The following is a 23,550-nucleotide window of genomic DNA, read 5'->3' as shown; positions in this document are numbered from 1 at the left end:
GCGAGAAAGGCCGCCTCCCGAGGTATTCGGGGGCGGCCTCTCGTGTCACTTGAACCAGGTCACCGGATCGAACGGCTCTTCCGTGCCGTCGTCGTCAACAATCACGATCTCGCTTTCGATCAGGCTCGCAGTCTTGTCGTCACCGCGCCGGGGCAACGGCAGGCCCCCGGACCGACGAAGATCGTGTTCAGGCGGGGCAGCTATCGGCGCCCCTTCCCTTGTTGCTTCGCTTCCCGGCCCAGCCGTCGAGACTCTGCAAGGTCGTCGGCGACACCGGCCGCGATGAGCGCGGCGCCGGGGGTGTGGCCGGAACCGACGTAGCGCCAGTGCCTTTCAGTGACCATGTCGGGCATGTCGGCGTGGCCCTTGTGGTGGGCTCGTTCGGCGCGGAGTGCTGCGTACGTCGTTGAGTAGGCGCGGGACTTGGTGAGGATATGGCCGCGGTAGCCGAGGGTGTGAGTCCAGGTGCGCAGGTGGAGCGGCTCGTATTCGGGGAGTTCGCCGAGGCGCCAGCAGGTGCGCATGAGGGTGCGTACGTGTCCGCTGACGGGTGCCGACTCGATGTCTTCCCAGGCGGTGAGCGGGTGGTCAGTGCCAGCGCCGGTCTCACTCGCTCCCTTGGTGACGTACTTGGCGACATACGCGGCCACGGCGTCATCGTCGGGTCCGTCACCTTGAGCGCTCAGGGGTCGGGCGTCGACTTGGGCGCCCCAGTGCAGGGCCAGTTCTCCCACGGCCGAGCTGTAGAGCGTGTGGACCAGGACGCGCCGGGCGGAGGCGTGCACGGCGTCGCTGAGCAGGTCAGCGGAGCCCCAGGCCGGGGGTTCGTCGTCAGGTCCGGCCGGGCCGTCGAGGCGGACGACAGCATGGACGTGGACAGCCGCGCGTTTCTGGTACTCGGCGACGCGGGCGAAAGACAGCCGGGCGTGCCGGGCGAAGCGGGACTGCACGAGGCCGACCGAGGAGGCGAGGCGCCGCCGGACGTCGATGACGAAGCGGTCCCACAGCTTGGATGCGTGGGCGTGCCAGAGGACGTGGGCGGTGTAGTCGTAGCAGGAGGGGCAGAGCGGTTGGCCGACCACGGCTGCGTCCGGAGCGTGGAGGGCGCCGCAGCCGAGGGGCCGCCCGTGTTCGCATGTGCCGCCGTTGCGGCGGGGTCGGCAGCGATCTCCGGCGCGGTGGACTGGGCCGAAGGAGGGGGCGGTGAGGGTGACGAAGAGCCGGGGCCGATTGCGGATGGTGATGGGGATGTTCTTGCCGCCGAGGAGTCCGGCACGGACGAGGTGGTAGGTGTCTCCGGCGTGGAGGCGGGAGCAGGCGGGGCAGATGGTTGCGCGGCGGTTGCGGCAGCGGACGAGGAGGCGTTCGCCGGGTTCGTCGCGGGTGTCGTAGTGGCGGATGATCTCGCCGGTTGTGCTGTCCAGGGTGGTGGTCGAACCGGAGAGGTGGACGGGGTGGGCGCAGCCGCCGGTTGCGGTGATCTGCTCCAGCCAGCGGGGGAACTTGGGGTCTTGGGCGAGACGGATGGCGTCGCGGTCTGCTTCGGGGAGCTGACGCAGGCGCGCCGCGCGGTCGAGGACGGCGCGCCTGTCAGCCGGGGTGTACTGCGGGGTGATGGTGGTGACCTTCCGGGGCGGGCCGCCGAAGCGGCACGGATGAGGGTTGGTGGCGCGGTGTCGTCCATGGGATGTGCTCCTTTCGTGCGTGGCCGGTTGCGGGGATCGCGGGTTCAGCGGATGCTTCCGGTGCCTCGGCAGACGCGGCAGCGGCGAAGTCGTCCGGCCCAGGTCTTGCGGGCCCCGTCGCCCTTGCAGTGGGGGCACCTCACGCGGCGCATGGTCATGGGATGGATCCCTTCTGCTCAGGTGTGGGAGAAGCCGTTGATGAGCCAGGTGACGAGTTCGTGGACGGTGAGGAACACGGGGGTCTGGCCGAGGTAGATGCCGAAGAGGCCGACGCAGACCGCGTCCCAGGCGCGAACGTCGCGGGAGCGGAGGAGGACGGTGATGATCCCGAAGATCACCGCGAACGTGAACGCCGTGCCTTCGTTGATCACTTGCCGTCTCCTTCCAGTACCGCGAGCGCGCGGTCTATGGCGGGCAGTTCGGGAGCCATCGCGGCGTACTTCAGTGCCGTCGACACGGCCTCTTCCGTGGGGGTGAGGTGGGAGCGGGCGCGGCTCCAGCCGCCATCCGGGCCGGTGCAGACCGCGACACCGCGTTCCTCTGCGGTGATCGACTGGGCGACGGCCACGGCGTCCTTGTTCAGGTCGCCGAGGGTCATCTCTGCTGTGCCGGGGTCATTGACGCGGTGGCAGATCCGGCCGCCGAGCTGGGCGCGTAGGGCGGTGACGCCGGGGCCGAGATCGGAGCCGACCCGTTGTCCGGCAACGACCAGGTGGATGCCGAGCGCGGCCCCGAGCTGGGCCAGGCGCAGCAGGAGCGTGGAGCACTGGTCTGCTTCCACCTTGCTCTCTCGTGTCCCGTCCGAGAGGTACAGTTCGGCGATCTCGTCCACGATCACGACGACGGGCACCGGCCGCAGCTTCTCGGGCAGTTCCCAGATCGAGCGCACCCCCGCCGACCGGCACGCGCTCATTCGATCCCGCATGTCGACCACCAGCGCGGAGAGCACGGCGACCGCTTCCTTTCGGCAGGTGGCCACTGCGCTCAACCGACCGGCGAACAAGCCGAGTTCCATGCCGCCTTTACAGTCGATACCGACCAAGGCAACCGGCTGGGTCGCCAACTGTGTGATCAGCCGGGCCAGCAAGGTGGACTTGCCCGAGCGAGTGGCCCCAGCGATGAGCCAGTGCGGGACAAGCCGCAGGTTCATCACCCAGGCGCCGCCGCTCTCCAGGACCCCGATCAGCGCTGAGAGGAGTTCGGCCGGAGCCGTGGCCAAGCCGGGCCGCTCCAGCGGATCACTGGCTGTCGCGGTCAGGAGCACGATTCCGCGTTCCGGCGAGGTGACCCGCACCGCGTGAACCTTCCAGGCGTGCATGAGGGCATCGGCCGCCTTCATGTACGTCGCCGGGGTCTGGCCCGCGTGCAGACGCACGATCACGGTCATTCCCATGCGCGTGGCACGTGGGAACGAGGTCCGCGGAGCTACCGGCCGCAGTGGATCACCCTTCACCACCAGGTCCCCGAGCAGACCGCGCGATGGACGTCGGGAGACTGCGAGGTCGTTGAGCATGGCGACCTTGCGCCAGGTGAACACCATCCGGCATGCGGTGACGGGGTAGCCGACGACGTACCAGTGCCAGGCCGGACGGCACCGCTGCACCAGGTCCCCGACGACCAGCACCCAGGCCAGCGCGGCGAGCGCGAAGGCGAGGAGGATCGGGCTCATCAGGCGTCACCGCCCTTGGCGTTCGCCGGACCGCTCGGTACGGGCGTGATCGCGTCGGCGCGGAAGCTGACGCCGTGCCGGTCACCCATCGACCACATGAACGCCGTCAGCCCAGTGACCTTGACGACCTGCCCTTCCTCGATGCCCTTGGGGTGACCGCTGACTGCGATCTCGATGACGGAGATCCGCCGCCTGTCCTGCCGCACGGTGACCGCCACGGTCCAGACCGGGTTGCCGTCCCGGTCCCTCTTCACCTCCTGCGTCTCGGGGTTGCTGATCTTCGCTTCCGGTGCGATGGCGCACCGCAGTACGCCCAGTCGTGTCGTGTCCACGGGAATGGACTGCATCTTGTTGGCCTCCCTGGCCATTCGGGACGGCAGCAAGGTGCTGACGTCACTTGTCCTTACGAGTGATGACTATGGAGCTCTGTACGGCGGGTGCGCAAGTACTTATGCTGACGAGTGATGTCGCGCGTGCGACGTGCCTACGACACGAACCCGGAGAGATCGAGATGTCGGAGATCCAGCGCCCCGGAGCCCTCTACCAGCAGGTAGCCGCAGCGATCCGAGAAGCGATCCTGTCCGGCGAGTTCGCGCCCGACTCCCTCTTGCCGTCCGAAGCGCAGCTCATGGCCCGCTACGGCGTCTCGCGGCCGACCGTCCGCAACGCGATCGCGGCTCTGCGCGCGGAAGGCCTGATCGACGTCCGCCACGGCAAGGGCAGCTTCGTGCGCTCCAGCGGACAGCCCGTTCTCACCATCGAGCGCGGCATCAGCCGTACCGCCGACGGCACGTTCGTCATGCCGGGCGGCGACATCTGGCAGGAAGCGGAGGAGCCGAGCACCTACCGCACCCGCACCACCAAGGCCACCGGTCGACTGCTCCAACTCGGCGGCGAAGAGGCCTTGTTCGGCTGTGACCGCTTGCTCGTAGACCCCGGAACCGGCACACGTGCGCTGCACCGAACCCTGCTCCCCTTCGAGGTGGCCGAAGCCGTGCCGTTGCTTGCCGAGGAGCCGTGCATGCACCCGGCCGAGATCTACCGGCTGCTCACGCAGGACGGCCACAAGCTGACCTGGGCAGAGACCGTACGCGCTCACATGCCTCTGCCAGACGAGCGGACCACGCTCCAACTCCCCGACGCCACCCCGGTTCTGCACGTCGCCCGCGTCGCGCACGGTACCGACGGCCGCCCACTGTTTCTCGAAGAGCTGCGCTTCGGCGCGGACCGTGCCGAACTCGCCTACCGGATCACCGCCGACAAGCAGGCCACGCGACGCGCCCGCGCCTGACCAGCAAAGGGCATCGGTCGAAGCAGCCTTTACTTCCTCAAGGGCGCGCCTGCGGCGCGCCGGGGCGCCCGGTCGCCCCGGCCGGGCGTGCGGCGTGGCCGCCGGTCCCGTCCGGTCGCCAGGCGCCCCAGACCGCAGTACGCCCAAGGAGTCGAGGCGTCGACCGGTCGCGGCAGATCGGGGCTCACGGGGCTGGGGGTCGACGGCCTCCGAGACTTTAGGCAGCCACCATGGGGCGAGCCTCGAAGAACAGGGGGCCCATCGGGCACAAACGCGGGCAGGACCAGTGCCTGCCCGATTCGCCGGGCCAGCGTAAGGCCCCCTGTTCACTCGCCCCATGGCAGCTCCAGCCCAAAGTCTCTCCGGCCGGCGACGTGCCCACCTGCACCGCTCACCAGCGAAAAGACGCCTCACGCCGCACCACCGCGGCCGTCTGCGCGCACCTCCAAAAGCTGGGCGAGCCGGTTCACGGCATCCGGCCAGCCCGCCAGGCGTACGACCCCACGGCCGTCCTCGTTCGTCGCAGCCACGGCCCGCACGACGGACAGCTCGAAGCCCACGTCCAAGAGCGCGCGGTTGAGTCGGTCCGCAACCTCTCGCGCTTCCTTCCAGCCCGTCATGTAGTCGACGCCGGGTACCCACAGACCGGAGTCCGTGCCCGCGATGTCGTCCAAGCCATCGCTGAGCCAGTTCTCACCCTCGCCAGTCACCTTGTCCACCTCAACCCTGCTTCAACTCACGGGCCATCAACTCGCTTTGGTCCAGAGCCAGATGCGACACAGCGCAACGACCCCGGTACCATCAGGCACCGGGGACCGCTGCGTCCCCTCCCGGACCACCCCGGTTGCTTCCCGGCGCGGGGGTGGTCCGGTCTCGGTATGAGGTTGTGAAGCGCGGCCCCCCGTTCGGGGAGGGCGACCCCTGGGGTTCAGAGGAGCCGCGCTCCGTGGCCGGAGAGGTCAGCCTCCGGCCCAGGCCCGGACCGTCACCCGCTCCCGATCGCGAGGGAGCAGTGCAGGGGCGACGGCCCGGAGATCAAGGGAGCGGTTCACCCTCGCTCCCGCCATCGAGGTCGAAGCGGCACCACACGGTCTTGCCGCCCTTGTCTTCCGGCGTCCACCAGACCGAAGTAGCGAGCCGCTGAGCGATCAGCAGTCCGCGACCGCTGTCGGGCAATACCGCCTCCGACAGCTCTCCCGCCAACTGCGGGGCGAAGGACTCGCCGACCGGGAGCATGGGAGGCGTCGAGTCCTCATCGGCAACGCCGATGAACAGCCACTTCGGCCACATCTTGAACGTCACATCGATGCGCCGACAGCCGCCAGGGCGCGCCAAGCGGTGGTCCGGCATCGCGTGATTCACCACGTTGCCGACGAGTTCCGACACGACGAGCTGGGCGTCACCCACGATCTGATCAGCGCCTGCGCCCCGAAGGAAGGAAGCAGTCATGTCTCGCGCCGTACGTGCGGTGTCGGAGAACTCGGCGAAGAGCGTGAACGCCAGGAAGAACCCGCCCGAATACGGGTCCGGCGCCGCGAACCAGTGCGTGTACGCATCCAGTTCGCTCGCCAAGTACTCATACTGCTCGGCTTCCCTCGTGCCCATCACGTCCCCTTTCGGACCTCAGACGGCCTCTGCACGCGGCTTGCTGTGGCCAAGCCAGTACACGACGCGGGACGCGGCGACGGGAACGTTCACCAGGGGGTTCACATGAACACCGGCAAACACGAAGGGGGTTCACCAATGAACCCCCAAGATGGCATTTCTGTGACAGATGGATACTCGCTGTAATTCTCGGGTTGGCAGGGGAGCATGAGCCGAGAGCCAAACGTGCAGTTGATCGCTGTCATGGACGAAGCGAAGGTCTCGAACAAGGGCCTTGCGAAACGCATGACGGACGAGGCCGACCAGCGTGGCATGGACCTGGGGACGACACACATCGCGGTGAAGCGATGGCGAGACGGCGCGGGCATCAGGCCGCAGACAGCGGCGATCATGGCAGACGTTCTCTCGACCAAGCTCGGGCGCCGCATCACGCCGGGCGACCTCGGCTTCTTCGACCACACCAAGCCGACAGCCCCTGAGCCCATCGGCTACCCGAGCACCGTCCCCGACATCCTGTCCACGCTTGACGGACTCGCCCAGGAGCGCGCCGACGCGCCCACTTCGGACCAACTGACCGTTGCGGACGCCGACCTCAGCTCAGCCGTCCTGTCGTGGATGATTTCGCGTCCCGATGGCATCCAAGCCGACAGGCCCGCCACCCAACGAGTCGGCATGCGCGACGTGCGTGCGATCAGGGACGCCGCCGGAACGTTCATGGCACTCGACTTCAAGTACGGCGGAGGCCACGGCCACAAGGCGCTGCGCCACTACTTCCGGCACGAGGTGCTGCCACTGCTGGACGCGAGCTACAGCGAGAAGGTAGGGACCGCCTTGTACGGCGCCGCCTCCGAGGTCTCCCAGTTGCTCGCGTGGACCGCGTACGACGCTGGTAATCACCGCCTTGCCCATCGCTACCTCACGTCCACGCTGCGCCTGTCCCAGGTCATTGACGACCGCATGTTCGGCGCCCGCCTTCTGGGCAACCTCAGCCACCAGGCCAACTACCTCGGCAACCACGCCCAGGCCATCCAACTGGCCCGCGCAGCCGTCGAAGGCGCCAAGGGACAGGCCACCCCACGCGCCATGGCCAACTACGCGGCGATGGAGGCCCGCGCCCTGTCCAACGCAGGCGACCGCATCTCAGCAAGCCGGGCCATGAGGGAGGCGGAACGCCACTTCGAGCGCGCCGACACCACCGAAGACCCGGCATGGCTGAGCTACTTCGACGAAGCAGAACTCATGGGCGAACTCTGCCACTGCTTCCGCGACCTCAAGATGCGCTGTGAAGCCGTCGAACAGGCCCAACGCGCCGTGGACAGCACCGACCCGAAGTACGCCCGCACACTCGGCTTCTGCCGCATGGTGCTTGCCCAGAGTCAGCTACTGAACGGCGATTTGGAAGCCGCTGTCACCACTGCGAGCCTCGCAGTCGATGGCGGCGACTCTCTCCAGTCCACTCGCTTCCAGCGCTACGTAACCGACTTCCAGAACGAGGTCAGCGTGCACGCGGCGAACCCTGCCGTGGCCGCCTTCAACGAGAAGGTGCACGACGCGCTAGCCCGACTGGACGAGGACGACGAGTAGCAGCTACCAGGGCCGCCAATCACGCGGCGCATCGTCATTGCGCAGGCCAGCGATGCGCCGACGGTACTCAGCCGCGGTTCCCTCGTCCTCCCGAACGTTCTGCATGAGCCAGGTCGTCATCCCGAACTCTTGGATGCCCCGCAACGTCTCGTACCCCGGCCAGTCGTACAGGTCGCGCCCGTACGCGGCCACGAAATCGGCGTACTGTTCGTCGGTCTGCCAGCCAAGGCTGTGGTGCTCGACCGCCGTAACCATGAGATCCCACTCGGGATGGTCGTAGCTGAAGCACTCGAAGTCGATCAGCTTCACGCGCCCCTGATCGTCCACCATGAGATTCTGCACATGGGCATCCCCATGCACCGGCCCCTTCGGCGACTCGAACCTCAACTCGGCATACCGGTCTTGCAGTTCGCGCCACCGCTTCCGCAAGAAGACCTTGTCGTCGCCCGGGATCACCGCACGGTCGAGCCGTAGCTGTTGCTTGCCGAAGGGCTCGAACGACGGCAGTACAAGACCGTCCGGAATGGTCAGCGAGCGCAGGTCCCGCAGGACCCCACCCAGTTCCCCGTACGTCGCCTTACGGCCGCCCTCAACAATCAGATGCCAGAACGTCACGGGGTGGCCATCAGTCAAGAACGGCTGCTCCAGATCATCGATGACGCGAGCGGCAGGGAACCCCTCATCCGCTAGCCACCGCGACACAGCCACCTCGGTACGCGCGATGGACAGCCACTCTTCACCCCGCCCCACCCGCACGACCACCGGCACGGAGGCCAGCCGGAAGAGAGCGTTCTCCCCCAACCTGATCAGCTCCGCGCCTCTGTCATCGAGCCCCGCAGCCCGGCACGCGGCGGCCATAACCCGCGCAGCCCCCGCCGACGTGAACCCCTCTTGCGTTCGAGCAGCGCCAACCGCCATGCCCGTACCAGCTCCCCTAGTCGCGCGCGATCAACCAGCGCACGCCACTGGGTGACCAACCCCGACGTACGCGGACACGACTCCGACCGTATCGGGGTGAGGGCTACGAAACGAGGGGCCGTTACGACAGCCCCGCACACTACACGCGGCTATGCGCTCGGAGGCTGGTCGAGACTCGCTTCCCATTCCGCCCGAGACCAGTGGCCCAGGCGCTTGGCCTCGGCCACCTTCACACAATGGGGTCACTCACCATCGAGCTACGCAGGCGAACGACGATCGCGCTTTTTCCATGCCGCCACGCCGATGAGGAGCACGATCAGTGCTATCGACGTTGCGCAAACAGACTCCCAGACCCAAACCGCTGGCGATGAGGCCCTGGACGCTTCGACTTGCAACCGCATTATTGTCTCGGCAAGTGTGATAATCGGGACGCAAAGTTGGAATGGGAGGCGAATCACGCCTTGGCGTGCCATCCAACCCGCCACACCGAGAAGCGGTCCCAAGATTATGGCTGCGAGGCACCAAAACAACGTCGTGCTGGCGAATTCACCCCATGAGAAGAACTCTCTGCCACTGGTCTCCGAGAGATCGACTGTCCTGAAATCACCCTTCGCGGCCTTGATTGAGTAGTAGGAGACCACAGTGATGAGCAATGCAGTCGTGCCAACAGTGGCGGCCTTCAATTTGGATGTGCTTGCCATGCCGAGGCAAAAGGGGATAGCTGCGTAGCACCAGCCGGCGACCAGGACGGCCCCAAGCGCGCTTGCCGATGGGCTAGCGGATGCATCGAGGAGGGGGCCGCCAATTCCCACGGCTGCGCCCGTGACGATGGCTAACGACACAAGTGGCAGCGTGCGCATACTGGGACAACCTCGCGAGAGACGGTGGGAAGGAGTGGGTGCTGACAAAGATGTGAGACGATAAGGGCATGAAGCACCATTCGCAGGTCTAGGGCGACTGGTGCTTCAGTTGGTTAGGCCGTGATTAGACCGGCGAGATCAGTACACGCCCCAGTAGGCGTTGCACGTGTACGCGACACCGGCCGTCGCGTACGCCTTCGCCCAGATGTCGGCGTTCCGAATGTCCTTGTCGGTATTCGCCGCTATGGCCACCGAGGCCGAGTGCTTCTTGGTGGGGTGGATGTAGTTGGAGTAGCACCCCTTGTAGGCGCCGTCCATGCCGGTCCCGTAGTTCCAGGTCCCGCCACCCTTACTCACCTTCGGGGTGATCATGCTGTCGGAGTCGAATTCGACATCCGTCGGGAAGGTGGCCACGCCCCACTCGGTGGGAACCTCGCCATTCGGTCCGAGCAGAAACTCGGGCGGGGCCCCCTCGGTGGACTTGTAGGTGGCGACGTGCACTTGCGACTGAGAGGCGGCAGCCGAGCCCGCAGTGGACAGAGCCCCCGTCGCAGCCATGCCGACCACGGCAGCCGACGCGAGAAGCCTTGCCGATCTCTTCATAATCTCCCCTTGTTGTACTCTTGGTGCCGAGCAAGATCATTCGCCATGCCGGACTGTTTGCAAAGAATCACCAACGGTTTACTGCATCTTTGGCTTGAATTGATTGACTGCACCTTTCCTCCTGATTGATCCCTGCTTTACCTTATTGCTACATTTATCCTTTGGGTGCAGATTCAGTGAGGGTGCTGCCGACGAGGCAGTGGTCATGACCTGGTCGCAGTAGCGGACCTACTGGTTGCGGATGAACTCCTACTGCTGGCGCCAGGCCGAGTAGGCGTCGAAGTCGCCGCTGGCGCGGACGGCACGCAGCTTGAGCACGACTTCAGCTCCGGAAAGGCCCCAGCGGGCGCCGGTGATGTCCAGACGGTCTTTGACCAGGGGTCGACACGCTAGCTCTGCCATCTGTGCAGAGGTGAGATCCACACCAGGCTCAACGAGCACCGAAGCCTGAAGCTTCGCCAACGGGATCACGAGACACCAAGCCACAGAGACTGCGAATGACCGCCTGAGGGGCGTTCGCCGCTCAGATCCACTCCACCTCGGATTGGATACCGGAAGCGCTCCTAGGGCTCGGCAGCGGCGTTCTTGCCGTCTCCCGAACGCACCGCTCCCGGCCCTTCAGGTTCCCGAGCGCGGTGAGCACTGCAGCCATCTCCTCCTCTGTGATATCTGTCACAGCATCGGCGATGCGCCGCAGCGGCTCACTCACGTCATCGCTCCGTATTAGCTGGTCGGAGCCGACTTCTTGACCGTCAGCGGCAGCAACTTCTTCCCGCTGTCGCTCACTTGTGGCCATGTGTCCATCGCCGGGCAGACACCGCAGTCGAAGCACGGCGTCCAGCGGCAGTCCTCGACCTCGCTCTCGTCCAGGGCGTCCTGCCAGTCCTCCCAGAGCCAGTCCTTGTCGAGGCCGGAGTCCAGGTGGTCCCAGGGCAGGACCTCCTCGTAGGAGCGCTCGCGGGTCGTGTACCAGTCGACGTCCACGCCCTGGGGGGCGAGGGCCTTGTCCGCGCAGTTCATCCAGCGGTCGTAGGAGAAGTGCTCGCGCCAGCCGTCGAAGCGGCCACCGTCCTCGTAGACCGCGCGGATCACCGCGCCGATCCGGCGGTCACCGCGCGAGAGCAGGCCCTCGACGATGCCCGGCTTGCCGTCGTGGTAGCGGAAGCCGATGGAGCGGCCGTACTTCTTGTCGCCGCGGATCTTGTCGCGGAGCTTCTCCAGACGGGCGTCCGTCTCCTCGGCGGAGAGCTGGGGCGCCCACTGGAAGGGGGTGTGGGGCTTGGGGACGAAGCCGCCGATGGAGACCGTGCAGCGGATGTCGTTGGAGCCCGAGACCTCGCGGCCCTTCTGGATCACGCGCGTCGCCATGTCGGCGATCTGGAGCACGTCGTCGTCGGTCTCCGTGGGCAGGCCGCACATGAAGTACAGCTTCACCTGGCGCCAGCCGTTGCCGTAGGCCGTCGCGACGGTCCTGATCAGGTCGTCTTCCGAGACCATCTTGTTGATGACCTTGCGGATGCGCTCCGAACCGCCCTCGGGGGCGAAGGTGAGACCGGAGCGGCGGCCGTTGCGGGTCAGCTCGTTGGCGAGGTCGATGTTGAAGGCGTCCACGCGGGTCGACGGCAGCGAGAGGCCGATCTTGTCGTCCGTGTAACGGTCCGCGAGGCCCTTGGCGATGTCGCCGATCTCGGAGTGGTCCGCGGACGACAGCGAGAGCAGGCCCACCTCCTCGAAGCCCGTCGCCTTCAGGCCCTGGTCGACCATCGCGCCGATGCCCGTGATGGAGCGCTCGCGCACCGGGCGGGTGATCATGCCCGCCTGGCAGAAGCGGCAGCCGCGGGTGCAGCCGCGGAAGATCTCCACGGACATGCGCTCGTGGACCGTCTCCGCCAGGGGCACGAGGGGCTGCTTGGGGTAGGGCCACTCGTCCAGGTCCATGACCGTGTGCTTGGACACCCGCCACGGCACGCCCGACTTGTTGGGGACGACCCGGCCGATACGGCCGTCGGGGAGGTACTCGACGTCGTAGAAGCCCGGGACGTAGACCCCGCCCGTCTTCGCGAGGCGGAACAGCAGTTCCTCACGGCCGCCGGGACGGCCCTCCGCCTTCCAGGCGCGGATGATCTCGGTGATCTCCAGGACGGCCTGCTCGCCGTCGCCGATGACCGCGCAGTCGATGAAGTCCGCGATGGGCTCGGGGTTGAAGGCCGCGTGGCCGCCCGCGAGGACGATCGGGTCGTCCAGGGTGCGGTCCTTGGACTCCAGCGGGATGCCCGCCAGGTCCAGGGCCGTCAGCATGTTCGTGTAGCCCAGCTCCGTGGAGAAGGACAGGCCGAAGACGTCGAAGGCCTTCACCGGGCGGTGGCTGTCCACCGTGAACTGCGGGACGTCGTGCTCCCGCATCAGCGCCTCGAGGTCCGGCCACACGCTGTAGGTGCGCTCGGCGAGGACGCCCTGCCGTTCGTTCAGGACCTCGTAGAGGATCATGACGCCCTGGTTGGGCAGGCCGACCTCGTACGCGTCGGGGTACATGAGCGCCCAGCGCACGTCGCACTCGTCCCATGCTTTGACGGTCGAGTTCAGCTCACCGCCTACGTACTGGATCGGCTTCTGCACGTGTGGCAGCAGTGCCTCAAGCTGAGGGAAGACGGACTCGGCAGGCATCGTGCGGACCTTCGTGAGCTGACAGCGGGACTCTCAAGCGTAACGGGTGCGCAGCAACCCTTCTCCCTCGTTCACGGCCGCCTTCCACACGGTGGGCAGCGCCGCCTCGTACGCGGCGGCCCGCTGCTCCTCGCGCCCGTACAGCACGCCGTAGGTGAAGGTGTCCTCCCCCGCCGTGCGCGCCTCGGCCGCCAGCTCGCGCAGGGCGCCGCGGGCCATGACGCTGTCCTGGTGGTCGCCGAGCAGGGTCTGTACGGACTTCAGCGCCTTGACCAGGGCCTCGGCCGGTCTGCCGAGCGCGGGCGCGGCGGCCTCGGCCGCGTACCGGGTGCGCTTGGCCTTCTTGCGGGCCTCGTGCATCGCGACATCGCGGTCGTGCCCCGGCGGCAGGTCCAGGGCCCGGCCCACCAGGGCGGAGAGCTTGCCGAAGTCTTTGCGTACGGCCTTCCCGAGCACCTTCGACGGCTTGCGGGCGGCGGCCTCGAGCGACGGCGGTTCCTCGACCAGGGCGTCCAGCGTGTCCAGCAGCGCCCGGCAGCGCTCGCTGTCCAGGGCGGCGGTCAGCCGGCCCCGGGTGCCGCCGCGCCGGGTGTCCGACCAGGTGCGAAGGCGCGCCCGGACCGGGCCGACGACCAGGTGGTACGGCAGCTCGGACAGGGCCGTGGTCAGACGCTCCGTCAGCACCTCGCGGTCGCGGTCCGCGCCCAGCTCACCGGCCAGCCACTTCAGCTCGTCGGCGATCGGGTCGGTGACGGTACGGTCCAGGACTGTGCCGTAGGAGCGCAGCGCGCCGCGCAGTCGGCGGGTGGCGACGCGCAGGGAGTGCACGGAGTCGAAGACGTCCCGGCGCACGGCGGGGTCCAGCTCCACGATGGCGTCGCGCTGGGCGCGGACATAGGCGAGGACATGGTCGCCCGCGGTGACCGGCTTGCGCGGCGGGGCGGCGGGCTCGGCGTCCCCGCCCGTCTCCGCGAGAGCCCTGGCCAGCTTGGACGGGGCCGAGGAGCGGCGCAGCCCGGCCCTGCGGAGCGCCTTGTCGACCCGGTCGAGGAAGGCGGGGTCGCCGTCGTCCGCCAGCTCGACCTCGATCTCGGTCCAGGCGGCGGTGCCGGAGCCGCCGCTGAGGCGTTCGGCGTGGACGCGGTCGAGGCTGACCTCGGCGAGCAGGGCGCCGTCGGCGTCGAGGAGATGGCGGACGTCCCGCTCGGAGCGCAGCCGTACGAGGGGGACGAGCGGGGCGTCCCGGACCCGGGAGCGGACGAGGGCGAGCAGGGCCGGGGGCACGGTGTCGGAGAGCGGGGCGCGGATCTCGTCGCGGACGTCGTCGGCGACCGGCAGCTTGAGATGCCACCCCGCGTCGTCGCCTCCGGTGCGGCGACGCAGGGTCAGCGCCGCGCGGGCGAGCCGCAGATCGGCCGTGTCGTAGTAGGTGGCGTCGAGTACGGCGACGCCCTGGTCGGTGACGGCTTCGACCCCGCCGACACCGGTCAGCTCGGGCAGCTCGTCCTCGGCCGCGGCCTCGTACTTCCGCTCGATCTCGCGCTTGGTGTCCGCCATGCACCGAATCTAGTGCCGCCGCGGGCGACGTTCACCCCGTCTACGCAGACATCGGCCGCTGGACCCGGATCGACTGGAGCAGGCCCACCGCGATCCAGACGGCGAACATGGACGAGCCGCCGTACGACACGAACGGGAGTGGCAGACCGGCGACGGGCATGATGCCGAGCGTCATCCCGATGTTCTCGAAGGACTGGAAGGCGAACCAGGCAATGATCCCGGCCGCGACGATCGTGCCGTACAGCTCGGTGGTCTCCCGGGCGATGCGGCAGGCGCGCCACAGGACGACACCGAGGAGCACGATGATCAGGCCCGCGCCGACGAAGCCGAGTTCCTCGCCCGCGACCGAGAAGACGAAGTCGGTCTGCTGCTCGGGGACGAACTGACCGGTCGTCTGCGAGCCGTGGAAGAGGCCCGCGCCGGTCAGTCCGCCGGAGCCGATCGCGATCCGTGCCTGGCTGGTGTTGTAGCCGACGCCGGAGGGGTCGAGGCTGGGGTTGGCGAAGGCGGCGAAGCGGTTGATCTGGTACTCGTCCAGGATGTGCAGTTGCCAGACGGCGATCGCGCCCACGGCGCCCGCGCCGAGCAGGCCGAAGATCCAGCGGTTGGAGGCGCCGGAGGCGAGCAGCACGCCCAGCACCGTGACCACCATGACCATGACCGAGCCGAGGTCGGGCATGAGCATCACGATCGCCATCGGGATCGCGGCCAGCCCGAGGGCCTGGGCCACGGTCCGGTGGTCGGGGTACTCCTTGTCCCCCGCGTCGACCCGGGCGGCGAGCAGCATCGCCATGCCCAGGATGATGGTGATCTTGGTGAACTCGGAGGGCTGGAGGGAGAACCCGCCGCCGAAGACGAGCCAGTTGCGGTTGCCGTTGATGGTCGCGCCGAGCGGGGTGAGCACCAGCAGCACGCCGACCAGCGAGAGGCCGTACAGGATCGGTACGACGTTGCGCAGGGTGCGATGGCCGAGCCAGATCGTGCCGACCATCAGGGCGAAGCCGATGCCGACGTTCATCAGATGCCGTACGAGGAAGTAGTACGGGTCACCGTGGTTGATCTCGGTACGGCCCCGGGTGGCCGAGTAGACGAGGGCGGCGCCGATCATGGACAGGGCCATGGCCGACAGCAGTATCGGCCAGTCGAGGCGGCGGGCGAGGCCGTCCCGGGCGAAGACCCGGGTCCAGTTGGCCCGCTCCGGGCCGTACCCGGAGACGGAGAAGTTGTTCGCGCCGGTCACGTGAGGGTCCTCCGCCTCTTCCGCGGGCGGTCCGTGCGCCTGCGGGTGCGGTCGTTGTCGTTCGGCGGGGGCACGGTGGCGGCCGGGTCGTCCGCGGGCGTGTCCTGCCCGCCCTGCCGGTCGGCCTGTTCGTCGGCCTGCTGGGCACGCGGGTCGTACTTCTCGATCTTCGGGGCCACGATCGTGCCGTCGGGCTCGATCTTCGGGAGGTCTCGCTGCGGGGTGTACAGCAGGGCCTTCTTCTTGTCGATCGAGCCGTCCTTCTGCACGCCGTACAGGGCGTTGTAGATGTTGTGGATGGCCTCACCGGAGGCGCCCGAACCCGTACCGGCCTGGGAGATGGTCATGATGACCGCGTAGTCCTTGGAGTACGTGGACAGCCAGGACGTCGTCTGCTTGCCGTAGACCTCGGCGGTACCGGTCTTGGCGTGCAGCGGGATCTTGTCCTGTGGCCAGCCGCCGAACTTCCAGGCGGCGGTACCGCGGGTGACGACGCCCGCGAGGGCTTCCTCCATGACGTCCCGTGTCTTCTTGTCGATCGGCAGCCGCCCGTGCGACCTGGGCTGGATCTCGCTGATCCGCTTGCCGTCGGCGCTGACGACGGCCTTGCCGATGCTCGGGTTCCACAGCGTGCCGCCGTTGGCGATGGCCGAGTAGATGACGGCTTCCTGGATCGGGGTCACCAGGGTGTCGCCCTGCCCGATGGAGTAGTTGATCGCGTCACCCTCGCGCATCTTGTTGCCCTCGATGCAGTTCTCGTACGCGATCTGCTCGACGTAGTCGCCGTCCTTCTTGCCGGTCTTGCACCAGTCGTCCTTGTTGGCCTCCCAGTAGCGCTGCTTCCACTGGCGGTCGGGGACGCGGCCGGTGACCTCGTTCGGCAGGTCGATCCCGGTGGTCCTGCCGAGTCCGAACTGGTGGGCGGCCTTGAAGAAGTAGTCCTTGGGCTGCCCCTTCTTGGGATTGATTCCGCCGTCCTTCTTCCACTCGTTGTCCGCGAGGCCGTAGAAGACGGTGTCGCAGGAGACCTCCAGCGCCCGGCCGAGCGAGATCGGGCCGAAGTTCTCCCCTTCGAAGTTCTTGAAGACCTGGGTGCCGACCGTGTAGTCGCTGGTGCAGGGGTATTCGCCGTCGAACTTGTAGCCGGCCTCGACGGCGGCGGCCGTGGAGACCACCTTGAAGGTGGAGCCGGGCGCCGACTGGCCCTGGATGGCCCGGTTCAGCAGCGGATTGTCGGCCTTCTTGCCGGTGAGCTTCTTGTAGTCCTTGGCGGAGATGCCGCCGACCCAGACGTTCGGGTCGTAGGCCGGGTTGGAGGCCATGGCGACGACACGGCCGGTCTTGGCCTCCATCACGACGACGGCGCCGGAGTCGGCCTTGTAGTTCTTGCCCGTGATCTTGTCGAACTGACCGCGGGCGGCCTTCATCGCCTCGTTCAGCTCGTACTCGGCGACCCGCTGGACGCGGGCGTCGATGCTGGTGACCAGGTTGGAGCCGGGCTCGGCGGCATCGCTCCTGGCCTTGCCGATGACCCGGCCGAGGTTGTCGACCTCGTAGCGGGTGACCCCCGCCTTGCCGCGCAGCACCCGGTCGTACTGGTGCTCGAGGCCGGAGCGGCCGACCTGGTCGGAGCGCAGGTACGGCGCCTCGGTGTCCTTGGCCCGCTGGATCTCGTCGTCGGTGACCGGCGAGAGATAGCCGAGGACCTGGGCGGTGTTGGCCTCGCCGGGGCTCGGATAGCGGCGGACGGCCTCGGGCTCGGCGGTGATACCGGGGAAGTCCTCGGAGCGCTCGCGCAGTTGGAGGGCCTGGCGGGGGGTGGCGTCGTCGGTGATGGGGATGGGCTGGTACGGGGAGCCGTTCCAGCAGGGCTGGGGCGTCTTGGAGTCGCAGAGGCGGACCTTGTCCATGACGTCCTGGGGCTTCATGCCGAGGACGCCCGCCAGCCTGGTGAGGACGTCCTTGCCGCCGTCCTTCAGCTTCAGCAGGTCGGTGCGGGAGGCGGAGACCACGAGCCGGGTCTCGTTGTCGGCGAGCGGGACACCGCGCGCGTCCAGGATCTCGCCGCGCACGGCGGGCTGGACGACCTGCTGGACGTGGTTGCCGGAGGCCTCCTTGGCGTACTGCGCGCCGTTGCGGATCTGGAGGTACCAGAGACGGCCACCGAGGGTGCCGAGGAGGGAGAGGACGAGGATCTGGACGACGACGAGGCGGATCTGGACGCGGGGGGTACGTCCGGTCTCGGGAAGGTTGGTCACAGCCGCTTGACCCCCTTGATGCGGCCCGCGCGCGCCACCCGCGCCTTGGCCGCCCTGACGCGCAGTCCGCCGCGTCGGCCGCCGAGGCTCAGCCCGGTACCGGAGGAGAGCCGGCCGGAGGCGACATCGGCCGCCTTGGCTGAGCCGCCGGTCTCGGCGAGGGGGTCGTTGTCGAGCTTGCGGGCCAGCGCCATCAGTCCGGGGACCACGAAGGGCGCGAGCAGCAGGTCGTACACCGCGGCCGTGAACAGCAGGCCGCCCAGGCCCACATGGCGGGCGGCGGTGTCCCCGACGAGGGCGCCCACGCTCGCGTACAGCAGGGTCGAGCCGATCGCGGCGGCGACCACGACGGCCATCGGGCCGGTCGCGGACCTGGGGCGGCCGTTCTCGGGCCGGGCGAGCCCGGCGAGATAGCCGATGACGCAGAGCACGAGGGCGTAGCGGCCGGCGGCGTGGTCGGCGGGCGGGGCGAGGTCGGAGAGCAGCCCGGCGCCGAAGCCGATGAGGCTGCCGCCGACGTGCCCGTAGACCAGGGCGAGGGCGACGACGGTCAGCAGCACCAGATCGGGGACGGCGCCGGGGAGATGGAGGCGGGCGAGCACGCTCACCTGGATCACGAGGGCGACGATCACCAGGGGCGTGGCGAGCAGAATCCGGTTGAGGCGCATCTGGTTCGGCTCCTAGTAGTCCGACGGCTCGCCGTCTTCTTCGTACGCGGCGGTCGAGGGGGTGACGGTGACCGTCACGGTCGGCGTCGGCGTCGGCTGGGGCTTCGGGGGCAGGACCGTGTCGCGCGGGTCCCTCTTCGGTGCCTGGACGACGACGCCGACGACATCGAGCTTGCTGAAGGAGACGAACGGCTTCACATAGATCGTGCGGGTCAGGTCACCGCCGGAGGGGTCGACCCGGGAGACCACACCGACCGGGACACCGGGCACGAAGGGCTTGTCGGCCTCCGAGCCGAAGGTGACGAGGCGGTTGCCCTTCTTCACATCGGCCTTGGCGTTGAGGAGTTGGACGCGCAGCGCGCGGTCGCCCTGTCCGGAGGCGAAGCCGAGTTCGTCGCTGTTCTCCATGCGGGTGCCGACGCTGAAGTCCGGGTCGTTGGCCAGGAGCACGGTGGAGGTGCTGGGGCCGACGGTGGTGACACGGCCGACCAGTCCGTCACCGTTGAGGACGGTCATGTCGCGCTTGATGCCGTCGCTCGCGCCCAGGTCGATGGTGACGGTCCAGGAGAAGCCCTGGGCCGCTCCTATGGCGATGACCTGGGCGCCCTTGATCCCGTACTGGCCCTCGCCGGCGACCCGGATCATCTTGTCGAGTTGCTTGACGCGGCTGCGGTTGCGGTCGTCGCTGCCCAGCTTCGCCTTCAGCGCCGCGTTGGCGCGTTCGAGCTGGGCGATGCGATCGTGCCTGCTGCCCGAGTCGCGTACGGCGTCGATCGCGTTGCCCACGGGGTCGACGGCGGACGACACCCCGTTCTCGATCGGGCCGAAGACCGTGGCAGCGGCCTGGCGGGCACCTTCGACCGGTGAGTCCTGACCGCCGCGGATGTCCACCGTGATCAGTGCGAACGCGATGGCGATCAGCAGCACCAGGAGCAGCCGGCTCTCTCGTGTGTCCCTCACGTGCGGCGGCCGTGCCTTCCTCGTCGGAATGTGTGGGGCGGGCCCCGGGGTCCGCGATGCCCGGTGGGTACGAACCCGGCAGGCCGTACCTGGCGAGGCGCGACCCGGTGGGCGGGATTCCGGGGATGTTATGGGGGAGCTTATGCCTCTATATCAACGATCCGCCGCACGAGGGGAGTTCGTCTCGTACGGCGGGATCGCTGGGGGGTGTCATCGGCGAGGCTGGGCGTCCAGTACCTGCTGGAGTGCCTCGAACTCCTCGACACATTTGCCGGAACCGAGCGCCACGCTGTCCAGCGGGTCCTCGGCGATGTGGATCGGCATCCCGGTCTCGCGGCGCAGCCGCTCGTCGAGGCCGCGCAGCAGGGCGCCGCCGCCGGTGAGGACGATGCCCCGGTCCATGACGTCGCCGGACAGCTCCGGCGGGCACTTGTCGAGGGTCGTCTTGACCGCGTCCACGATCGCGTTGACCGGTTCCTCGATGGCCTTGCGGACCTCGGCCGCCGAGATGACCACGGTCTTGGGCAGCCCGGAGACCAGGTCCCGGCCGCGGATCTCGGTGTGCTCGTCGGCGTCGAGTTCGTACGCGGAACCGATCGTGATCTTGATCTGTTCGGCCGTCCGCTCGCCGAGGAGGAGCGAGTACTCCTTCTTGACGTGCTGGATGATCGCGTTGTCCAGCTCGTCGCCCGCGACGCGGATGGACTGGGCGGTGACGATGCCGCCGAGCGAGATGACCGCGACCTCCGTGGTGCCGCCGCCGATGTCCACCACCATGTTGCCCGTGGCCTCGTGGACCGGCAGGCCGGAGCCGATGGCCGCGGCCATCGGCTCCTCGATGATGTGGACCTGGCGGGCACCGGCCTGGGAGGACGCCTCGATCACGGCGCGGCGCTCGACGCCCGTGATGCCCGAGGGCACACAGACGACGACCCGCGGACGAGCCAGATACCGCCGCTTGTGGATCTTCAGGATGAAGTAGCGGAGCATCCGCTCGGTGATCTCGAAGTCGGCGATCACGCCGTCCTTCAACGGGCGCACGGCCACGATGTTGCCGGGCGTCCGGCCGATCATCTTCTTCGCTTCCGCGCCGACCGCGAGGATGCCACCGGTGTTGGTGTTGATCGCGACGACGGACGGTTCGTTGAGTACGATCCCGCGACCCCTGACGTACACCAGCGTGTTGGCGGTCCCGAGGTCGACAGCCATGTCACGGCCGATGAACGACATTGAGTTCCCCATCAGGATTCGTCTGGCCTTCCCGGGCGGAGCTGTGGACAGCTCTGTCGGGGCGGCGGAGTGGGTGCTGTGACGCGAAGGCTTCCATCGTAGTCTCGCCCGCACGCGCACAACGCGAGGGTCGCTGCCATTGTCAGCAGATCACGGGCCTCCTCGCTCCAGGAGACGATCGTTCGGGGGTAGCCGTTCCCCCGAACGGCACGCATATGCCGGGGAACGGCCGGGATTTCGGGGTCGCGTGCCGCGATCGCCCCCGTTCAAGCTTCCGAGTGATGTGACGCACCCTCAGAAGCCATGCACCGAACGAGTTCAGCGCGGTGTGATCGTGTGCCCGGAAGCGGCCGGGGATCAGAAGTGGCCGGGAATCAGAAGCGGCCAGGGAAGAAGATCTTCAGCTCGCGCTCGGCGGACTCCTCGGAGTCGGAGGCGTGGATCAGGTTCTCGCGCACGATCACACCGAAGTCACCGCGGATGGAGCCGGGCGCGGCGGCGATCGGGTCGGTCGGACCGGCGAGCGCGCGCACGCCCTCGATGACCCGCTCGCCCTCGACCACGAGCGCGACGACCGGGCCGGAGGACATGAACTCCACCAGCGGCTCGTAGAAGGGCTTGCCCTTGTGCTCGCCGTAGTGCTGCTCCAGCGTGTCCTGGTCCAGGGAACGCAGCTCCAGCGCGCTGATGGTCCAGCCGGCCTTGCGCTCGATACGGCTGATGATCTCGCCGATCAGACCACGACGAACGGCGTCGGGCTTGAGGAGGACGAGGGTGCGCTGGGTCACGGGGATGGCTCCTTACAGGTCGCGGTGGTGCGGTGCGTAGAGGCTACAGGGCAGGCTGTGGTGAACGTTACGCAGCGTCAAGTTCTCCGGTCGGAAGGTCCTAGGCCGGGCTGCCCTCATCGGCGCTCGCGGCGAACCGTGCCTTCGCCTCGTCGATCTTCCTGCCGTAGTGCACGGACGCCCACCACAGGGCCGCGAAGACCGCGCCGAGGAAGAACATCGTCGTCACGAAGAACCCGGAGGCGATCAGCGCGATCTGCAGGGCCCAGCCGAGCTGGACGCCGCCGGGGCGGGTGAGCATGCCGCACAGCAGGATGCTGAGCGCCATGGCGACGCCGCTGACCGTCCAGACGGTGGCCATGGACAGATCAGGGTCCTTCATCGCGACCAGCCCGGCGAAGCCGATGACGAAGAACTCGCCGATCAGGGTCGAAGCGCAGAGCGTACGCACGGGATGTCAGCCCCTTCCCAGGAGCAGTCGGGCCTCGCCGACGGTGATGACGGAACCGGTGACGAGGACGCCGGCGCCCGCGAACTCCCCCTCCTCCTCGGCGAGGGTGATCGCGGCCTCCAGCGCGTCGGGCAGCCGGGGCTCGACCTGGACGCGGTCCTCGCCGAAGACCTCGACGGCGATCGCGGCCAGCTCGTCCACGTCCATCGCGCGGTGGCTGGAGTTCTGGGTGACGACGACCTCGGCGCACAGCGGCTCGAACGCCTCCAGCAGGCCGCGCGCGTTCTTGTCGCCGCTCACGCCGACGACACCGATCAGCCGGCTGAAGTCGAACGCCTCGGTCACGGCGTCTGCGGTGGCGCGGGCGCCCGCGGGGTTGTGCGCGGCGTCCAGGACGACGGTCGGGGAGCGCCGTACGACCTCCAGGCGGCCGGGGGACGACACCGTCGCGAAGGCCTTGCGGACCGTGTCGGCGTCCAGCGGCTCGGGGCGCTGGGAGCCGACGCCGAAGAACGCCTCGACCGCGGCGAGCGCCACGGCGGCGTTGTGCGCCTGGTAGGCGCCGTGCAGGGGCAGATAGACCTCGGGGTACTCGCCGCCGAGGCCGCGCAGGGTCAGAAGCTGGCCGCCGACCGCCACCTGCCGGGAGACGACGCCGAACTCCAGACCCTCGCGGGCCACGGTGGCGTCCACCTCCACGGCCTTCTTCAGCAGCACCTGGGCCGCGTCGACCGGCTGCTGAGCGAGGATCACCGTGGCGTCCTGCTTGATGATGCCGCCCTTCTCCTGGGCGATCTCGCCGGGCGTGCCGCCGAGCCGGTCGGTGTGGTCGAGGTCGATGGGGGTGATGACGGCGACATCGCCGTCGATGACGTTCGTGGCGTCCCAGCTTCCGCCCATGCCGACCTCGACGACGGCGACGTCGACGGGCGCGTCCGCGAAGGCCGCGTACGCCATGCCCGTGAGCACCTCGAAGAAGGAGAGCCGGTACTCCTGCCGGGCGTCGACCATCTCGACGTACGGCTTGATGTCGTCGTACGTCTCGATGAAGCGCTCGGCGGAGACGGGGGCGCCGTCGAGGCTGATGCGCTCGGTGATCGACTGCACGTGCGGGCTGGTGTAGCGGCCGGTGCGCAGGTCGAAGGCGCCGAGGAGGGCCTCGATCATGCGGGCGGTGGACGTCTTGCCGTTGGTGCCCGTGATGTGGATCGAGGGGTATGCCCGCTGCGGCTCGCCCAGCACGTCCATCAGGGCCGAGATACGGCTGACGGACGGCTCCAGCTTGGTCTCGCCCCAGCGGGTGGCCAGCTCGGCCTCGACCACGCGGAGCGCCTTGTCGACCTCGGGGTCGGTGGGCCGCGTGGGTACGTCGGCCTGGGGCGGGCCGCCCTGGGTACGCAGGGTGCGGCTGCCGGCCTCGATCACGGCGAGATCGGGGTCACGCCCGGTCTCGTCCGCGACGATCTGCTCGAAGGGGTCGCTCTCGTTGGGGTCGCGCGGGGGCAGGTCACTCACGAGG

General features: G+C 68.4%; 23 protein-coding genes. 2 read left to right on the top strand and 21 right to left on the bottom strand.

Annotated features, from left to right (window positions below):
* Positions 1–200 precede the first annotated feature (200 nt).
* From NGF19_RS01545 to NGF19_RS01530, 4 genes are all read right to left on the bottom strand, one after another.
* Positions 201–1,559: a replication initiator gene (locus NGF19_RS01545; protein ID WP_252421740.1), complete on the bottom strand. Its 1,359-nt coding sequence runs from the start codon at positions 1,557–1,559 to the stop codon at positions 201–203.
* Positions 1,560–1,861: 302 nt separating this feature from the next.
* Positions 1,862–2,056: a hypothetical protein gene (locus NGF19_RS01540; RefSeq protein ID WP_252421561.1), complete on the bottom strand. Its 195-nt coding sequence runs from the start codon at positions 2,054–2,056 to the stop codon at positions 1,862–1,864.
* Complete coding sequence (locus NGF19_RS01535) at positions 2,053–3,354, bottom strand: FtsK/SpoIIIE domain-containing protein (RefSeq protein WP_252421559.1); 1,302 nt, start codon at positions 3,352–3,354, stop codon at positions 2,053–2,055. Before NGF19_RS01535 ends, NGF19_RS01540 begins: the two co-directional genes overlap by 4 nt.
* The gene (locus NGF19_RS01530; protein WP_252421557.1) at positions 3,354–3,701 is read right to left on the bottom strand and encodes an SCO3933 family regulatory protein; all 348 of its coding nucleotides are present in this window, start codon (positions 3,699–3,701) and stop codon (positions 3,354–3,356) included. The genes NGF19_RS01535 and NGF19_RS01530 overlap by 1 nt, the downstream gene beginning before the upstream one ends.
* 164 nt (positions 3,702–3,865) lie before the next feature.
* Between NGF19_RS01530 and NGF19_RS01525 the strand changes: the two genes are divergently transcribed.
* The gene (locus NGF19_RS01525) at positions 3,866–4,645 is read left to right on the top strand and encodes a GntR family transcriptional regulator (protein ID WP_252421555.1); all 780 of its coding nucleotides are present in this window, start codon (positions 3,866–3,868) and stop codon (positions 4,643–4,645) included.
* Positions 4,646–5,055: 410 nt separating this feature from the next.
* On the opposite strand, the gene NGF19_RS01520 is transcribed toward NGF19_RS01525, so the two are convergent.
* Together NGF19_RS01520 and NGF19_RS01515 are read right to left on the bottom strand one after the other, a co-directional pair.
* On the bottom strand, positions 5,056–5,355 hold the full coding sequence (locus NGF19_RS01520) for a DEAD/DEAH box helicase family protein (RefSeq protein WP_252421554.1): 300 nt from the start codon (positions 5,353–5,355) through the stop codon (positions 5,056–5,058).
* 325 nt (positions 5,356–5,680) lie between these two features.
* Positions 5,681–6,250: an ATP-binding protein gene (locus NGF19_RS01515; protein WP_252421552.1), complete on the bottom strand. Its 570-nt coding sequence runs from the start codon at positions 6,248–6,250 to the stop codon at positions 5,681–5,683.
* A gap of 207 nt (positions 6,251–6,457) precedes the next feature.
* Between NGF19_RS01515 and NGF19_RS01510 the strand changes: the two genes are divergently transcribed.
* Entirely contained in the window at positions 6,458–7,834 is a 1,377-nt protein-coding gene (locus tag NGF19_RS01510) for an NsdA family TPR-like regulatory protein (RefSeq protein ID WP_252421550.1), read from the top strand.
* A gap of 3 nt (positions 7,835–7,837) precedes the next feature.
* Here NGF19_RS01510 and NGF19_RS01505 read toward each other — a convergent pair whose 3' ends face one another.
* The 15 genes from NGF19_RS01505 to folC form a co-directional block, all read right to left on the bottom strand.
* Positions 7,838–8,752 carry an aminoglycoside phosphotransferase family protein gene (locus NGF19_RS01505; protein WP_252421548.1) on the bottom strand — a complete coding sequence of 305 codons (915 nt, stop codon included), beginning with the start codon at positions 8,750–8,752 and terminating at the stop codon, positions 7,838–7,840.
* Between the two features lie 257 nt (positions 8,753–9,009).
* Positions 9,010–9,612, bottom strand: coding sequence for a DUF6518 family protein (locus NGF19_RS31080; protein ID WP_372505538.1), 603 nt, complete (start codon positions 9,610–9,612; stop codon positions 9,010–9,012).
* 138 nt (positions 9,613–9,750) lie between these two features.
* A complete protein-coding gene (locus NGF19_RS01500; protein ID WP_252421547.1) occupies positions 9,751–10,170 on the bottom strand; it encodes a lactococcin 972 family bacteriocin in 420 nt (139 codons plus the stop codon).
* A 294-nt stretch (positions 10,171–10,464) separates the two neighbouring features.
* A complete protein-coding gene (locus NGF19_RS01495; protein ID WP_372505549.1) occupies positions 10,465–10,617 on the bottom strand; it encodes a hypothetical protein in 153 nt (50 codons plus the stop codon).
* 121 nt (positions 10,618–10,738) lie between these two features.
* The gene (locus NGF19_RS01490; protein ID WP_252421546.1) at positions 10,739–10,924 is read right to left on the bottom strand and encodes a hypothetical protein; all 186 of its coding nucleotides are present in this window, start codon (positions 10,922–10,924) and stop codon (positions 10,739–10,741) included.
* 14 nt (positions 10,925–10,938) lie between these two features.
* Positions 10,939–12,879, bottom strand: coding sequence for a TIGR03960 family B12-binding radical SAM protein (locus NGF19_RS01485; RefSeq protein WP_252421545.1), 1,941 nt, complete (start codon positions 12,877–12,879; stop codon positions 10,939–10,941).
* Positions 12,880–12,912: 33 nt separating this feature from the next.
* Entirely contained in the window at positions 12,913–14,436 is a 1,524-nt protein-coding gene (locus NGF19_RS01480; protein ID WP_252421544.1) for a CYTH and CHAD domain-containing protein, read from the bottom strand.
* Positions 14,437–14,476: 40 nt separating this feature from the next.
* Positions 14,477–15,676, bottom strand: a complete 1,200-nt coding sequence (rodA, locus tag NGF19_RS01475) for a rod shape-determining protein RodA (protein WP_252421543.1) — start codon at positions 15,674–15,676, stop codon at positions 14,477–14,479.
* Entirely contained in the window at positions 15,673–17,934 is a 2,262-nt protein-coding gene (mrdA, locus tag NGF19_RS01470) for a penicillin-binding protein 2 (RefSeq protein ID WP_252421542.1), read from the bottom strand. Before mrdA ends, rodA begins: the two co-directional genes overlap by 4 nt.
* Positions 17,931–18,602, bottom strand: a complete 672-nt coding sequence (mreD, locus tag NGF19_RS01465; RefSeq protein WP_252421541.1) for a rod shape-determining protein MreD — start codon at positions 18,600–18,602, stop codon at positions 17,931–17,933. The genes mrdA and mreD overlap by 4 nt, the downstream gene beginning before the upstream one ends.
* A gap of 12 nt (positions 18,603–18,614) precedes the next feature.
* Positions 18,615–19,562, bottom strand: a complete 948-nt coding sequence (gene mreC / locus NGF19_RS01460; protein ID WP_252421540.1) for a rod shape-determining protein MreC — start codon at positions 19,560–19,562, stop codon at positions 18,615–18,617.
* A 210-nt stretch (positions 19,563–19,772) separates the two neighbouring features.
* Positions 19,773–20,792, bottom strand: a complete 1,020-nt coding sequence (locus NGF19_RS01455; protein WP_252421539.1) for a rod shape-determining protein — start codon at positions 20,790–20,792, stop codon at positions 19,773–19,775.
* 374 nt (positions 20,793–21,166) lie between these two features.
* Positions 21,167–21,580, bottom strand: coding sequence for a nucleoside-diphosphate kinase (gene ndk / locus NGF19_RS01450; protein ID WP_252421538.1), 414 nt, complete (start codon positions 21,578–21,580; stop codon positions 21,167–21,169).
* 100 nt (positions 21,581–21,680) lie between these two features.
* The gene (locus tag NGF19_RS01445; RefSeq protein WP_252421537.1) at positions 21,681–22,031 is read right to left on the bottom strand and encodes a DUF4233 domain-containing protein; all 351 of its coding nucleotides are present in this window, start codon (positions 22,029–22,031) and stop codon (positions 21,681–21,683) included.
* Positions 22,032–22,037: 6 nt separating this feature from the next.
* Positions 22,038–23,546 carry a bifunctional tetrahydrofolate synthase/dihydrofolate synthase gene (gene folC, locus NGF19_RS01440; RefSeq protein WP_252421536.1) on the bottom strand — a complete coding sequence of 503 codons (1,509 nt, stop codon included), beginning with the start codon at positions 23,544–23,546 and terminating at the stop codon, positions 22,038–22,040.
* Positions 23,547–23,550 lie beyond the last annotated feature (4 nt).

Source organism: Streptomyces macrolidinus, assembly GCF_023887685.1.
GTDB lineage: Bacteria > Actinomycetota > Actinomycetes > Streptomycetales > Streptomycetaceae > Streptomyces > Streptomyces macrolidinus.
The sequence above is the reverse complement of the archived record's forward strand: the minus strand, read 5'-3'. Positions and strand labels throughout refer to the sequence as shown.

Bases quoted from the DNA above. Each gene is read 5' to 3' on its own strand.
- NGF19_RS01535 (WP_252421559.1), bottom strand. From the start codon at position 3,354: ATGAGCCCGATCCTCCTCGCCTTCGCGCTCGCCGCGCTGGCCTGGGTG.
- NGF19_RS01530 (WP_252421557.1), bottom strand. From the start codon at position 3,701: ATGCAGTCCATTCCCGTGGACACGACACGACTGGGCGTACTGCGGTGC.
- NGF19_RS01525 (WP_252421555.1), top strand. From the start codon at position 3,866: ATGTCGGAGATCCAGCGCCCCGGAGCCCTCTACCAGCAGGTAGCCGCA.
- NGF19_RS01515 (WP_252421552.1), bottom strand. From the start codon at position 6,250: ATGGGCACGAGGGAAGCCGAGCAGTATGAGTACTTGGCGAGCGAACTG.
- NGF19_RS01510 (WP_252421550.1), top strand. From the start codon at position 6,458: ATGAGCCGAGAGCCAAACGTGCAGTTGATCGCTGTCATGGACGAAGCG.
- NGF19_RS01505 (WP_252421548.1), bottom strand. From the start codon at position 8,752: ATGGCGGTTGGCGCTGCTCGAACGCAAGAGGGGTTCACGTCGGCGGGG.
- NGF19_RS31080 (WP_372505538.1), bottom strand. From the start codon at position 9,612: ATGCGCACGCTGCCACTTGTGTCGTTAGCCATCGTCACGGGCGCAGCC.
- NGF19_RS01500 (WP_252421547.1), bottom strand. From the start codon at position 10,170: ATGGCTGCGACGGGGGCTCTGTCCACTGCGGGCTCGGCTGCCGCCTCT.
- NGF19_RS01495 (WP_372505549.1), bottom strand. From the start codon at position 10,617: ATGGCAGAGCTAGCGTGTCGACCCCTGGTCAAAGACCGTCTGGACATC.
- NGF19_RS01485 (WP_252421545.1), bottom strand. From the start codon at position 12,879: ATGCCTGCCGAGTCCGTCTTCCCTCAGCTTGAGGCACTGCTGCCACAC.
- NGF19_RS01480 (WP_252421544.1), bottom strand. From the start codon at position 14,436: ATGGCGGACACCAAGCGCGAGATCGAGCGGAAGTACGAGGCCGCGGCC.
- mreD (WP_252421541.1), bottom strand. From the start codon at position 18,602: ATGCGCCTCAACCGGATTCTGCTCGCCACGCCCCTGGTGATCGTCGCC.
- NGF19_RS01455 (WP_252421539.1), bottom strand. From the start codon at position 20,792: ATGTCGTTCATCGGCCGTGACATGGCTGTCGACCTCGGGACCGCCAAC.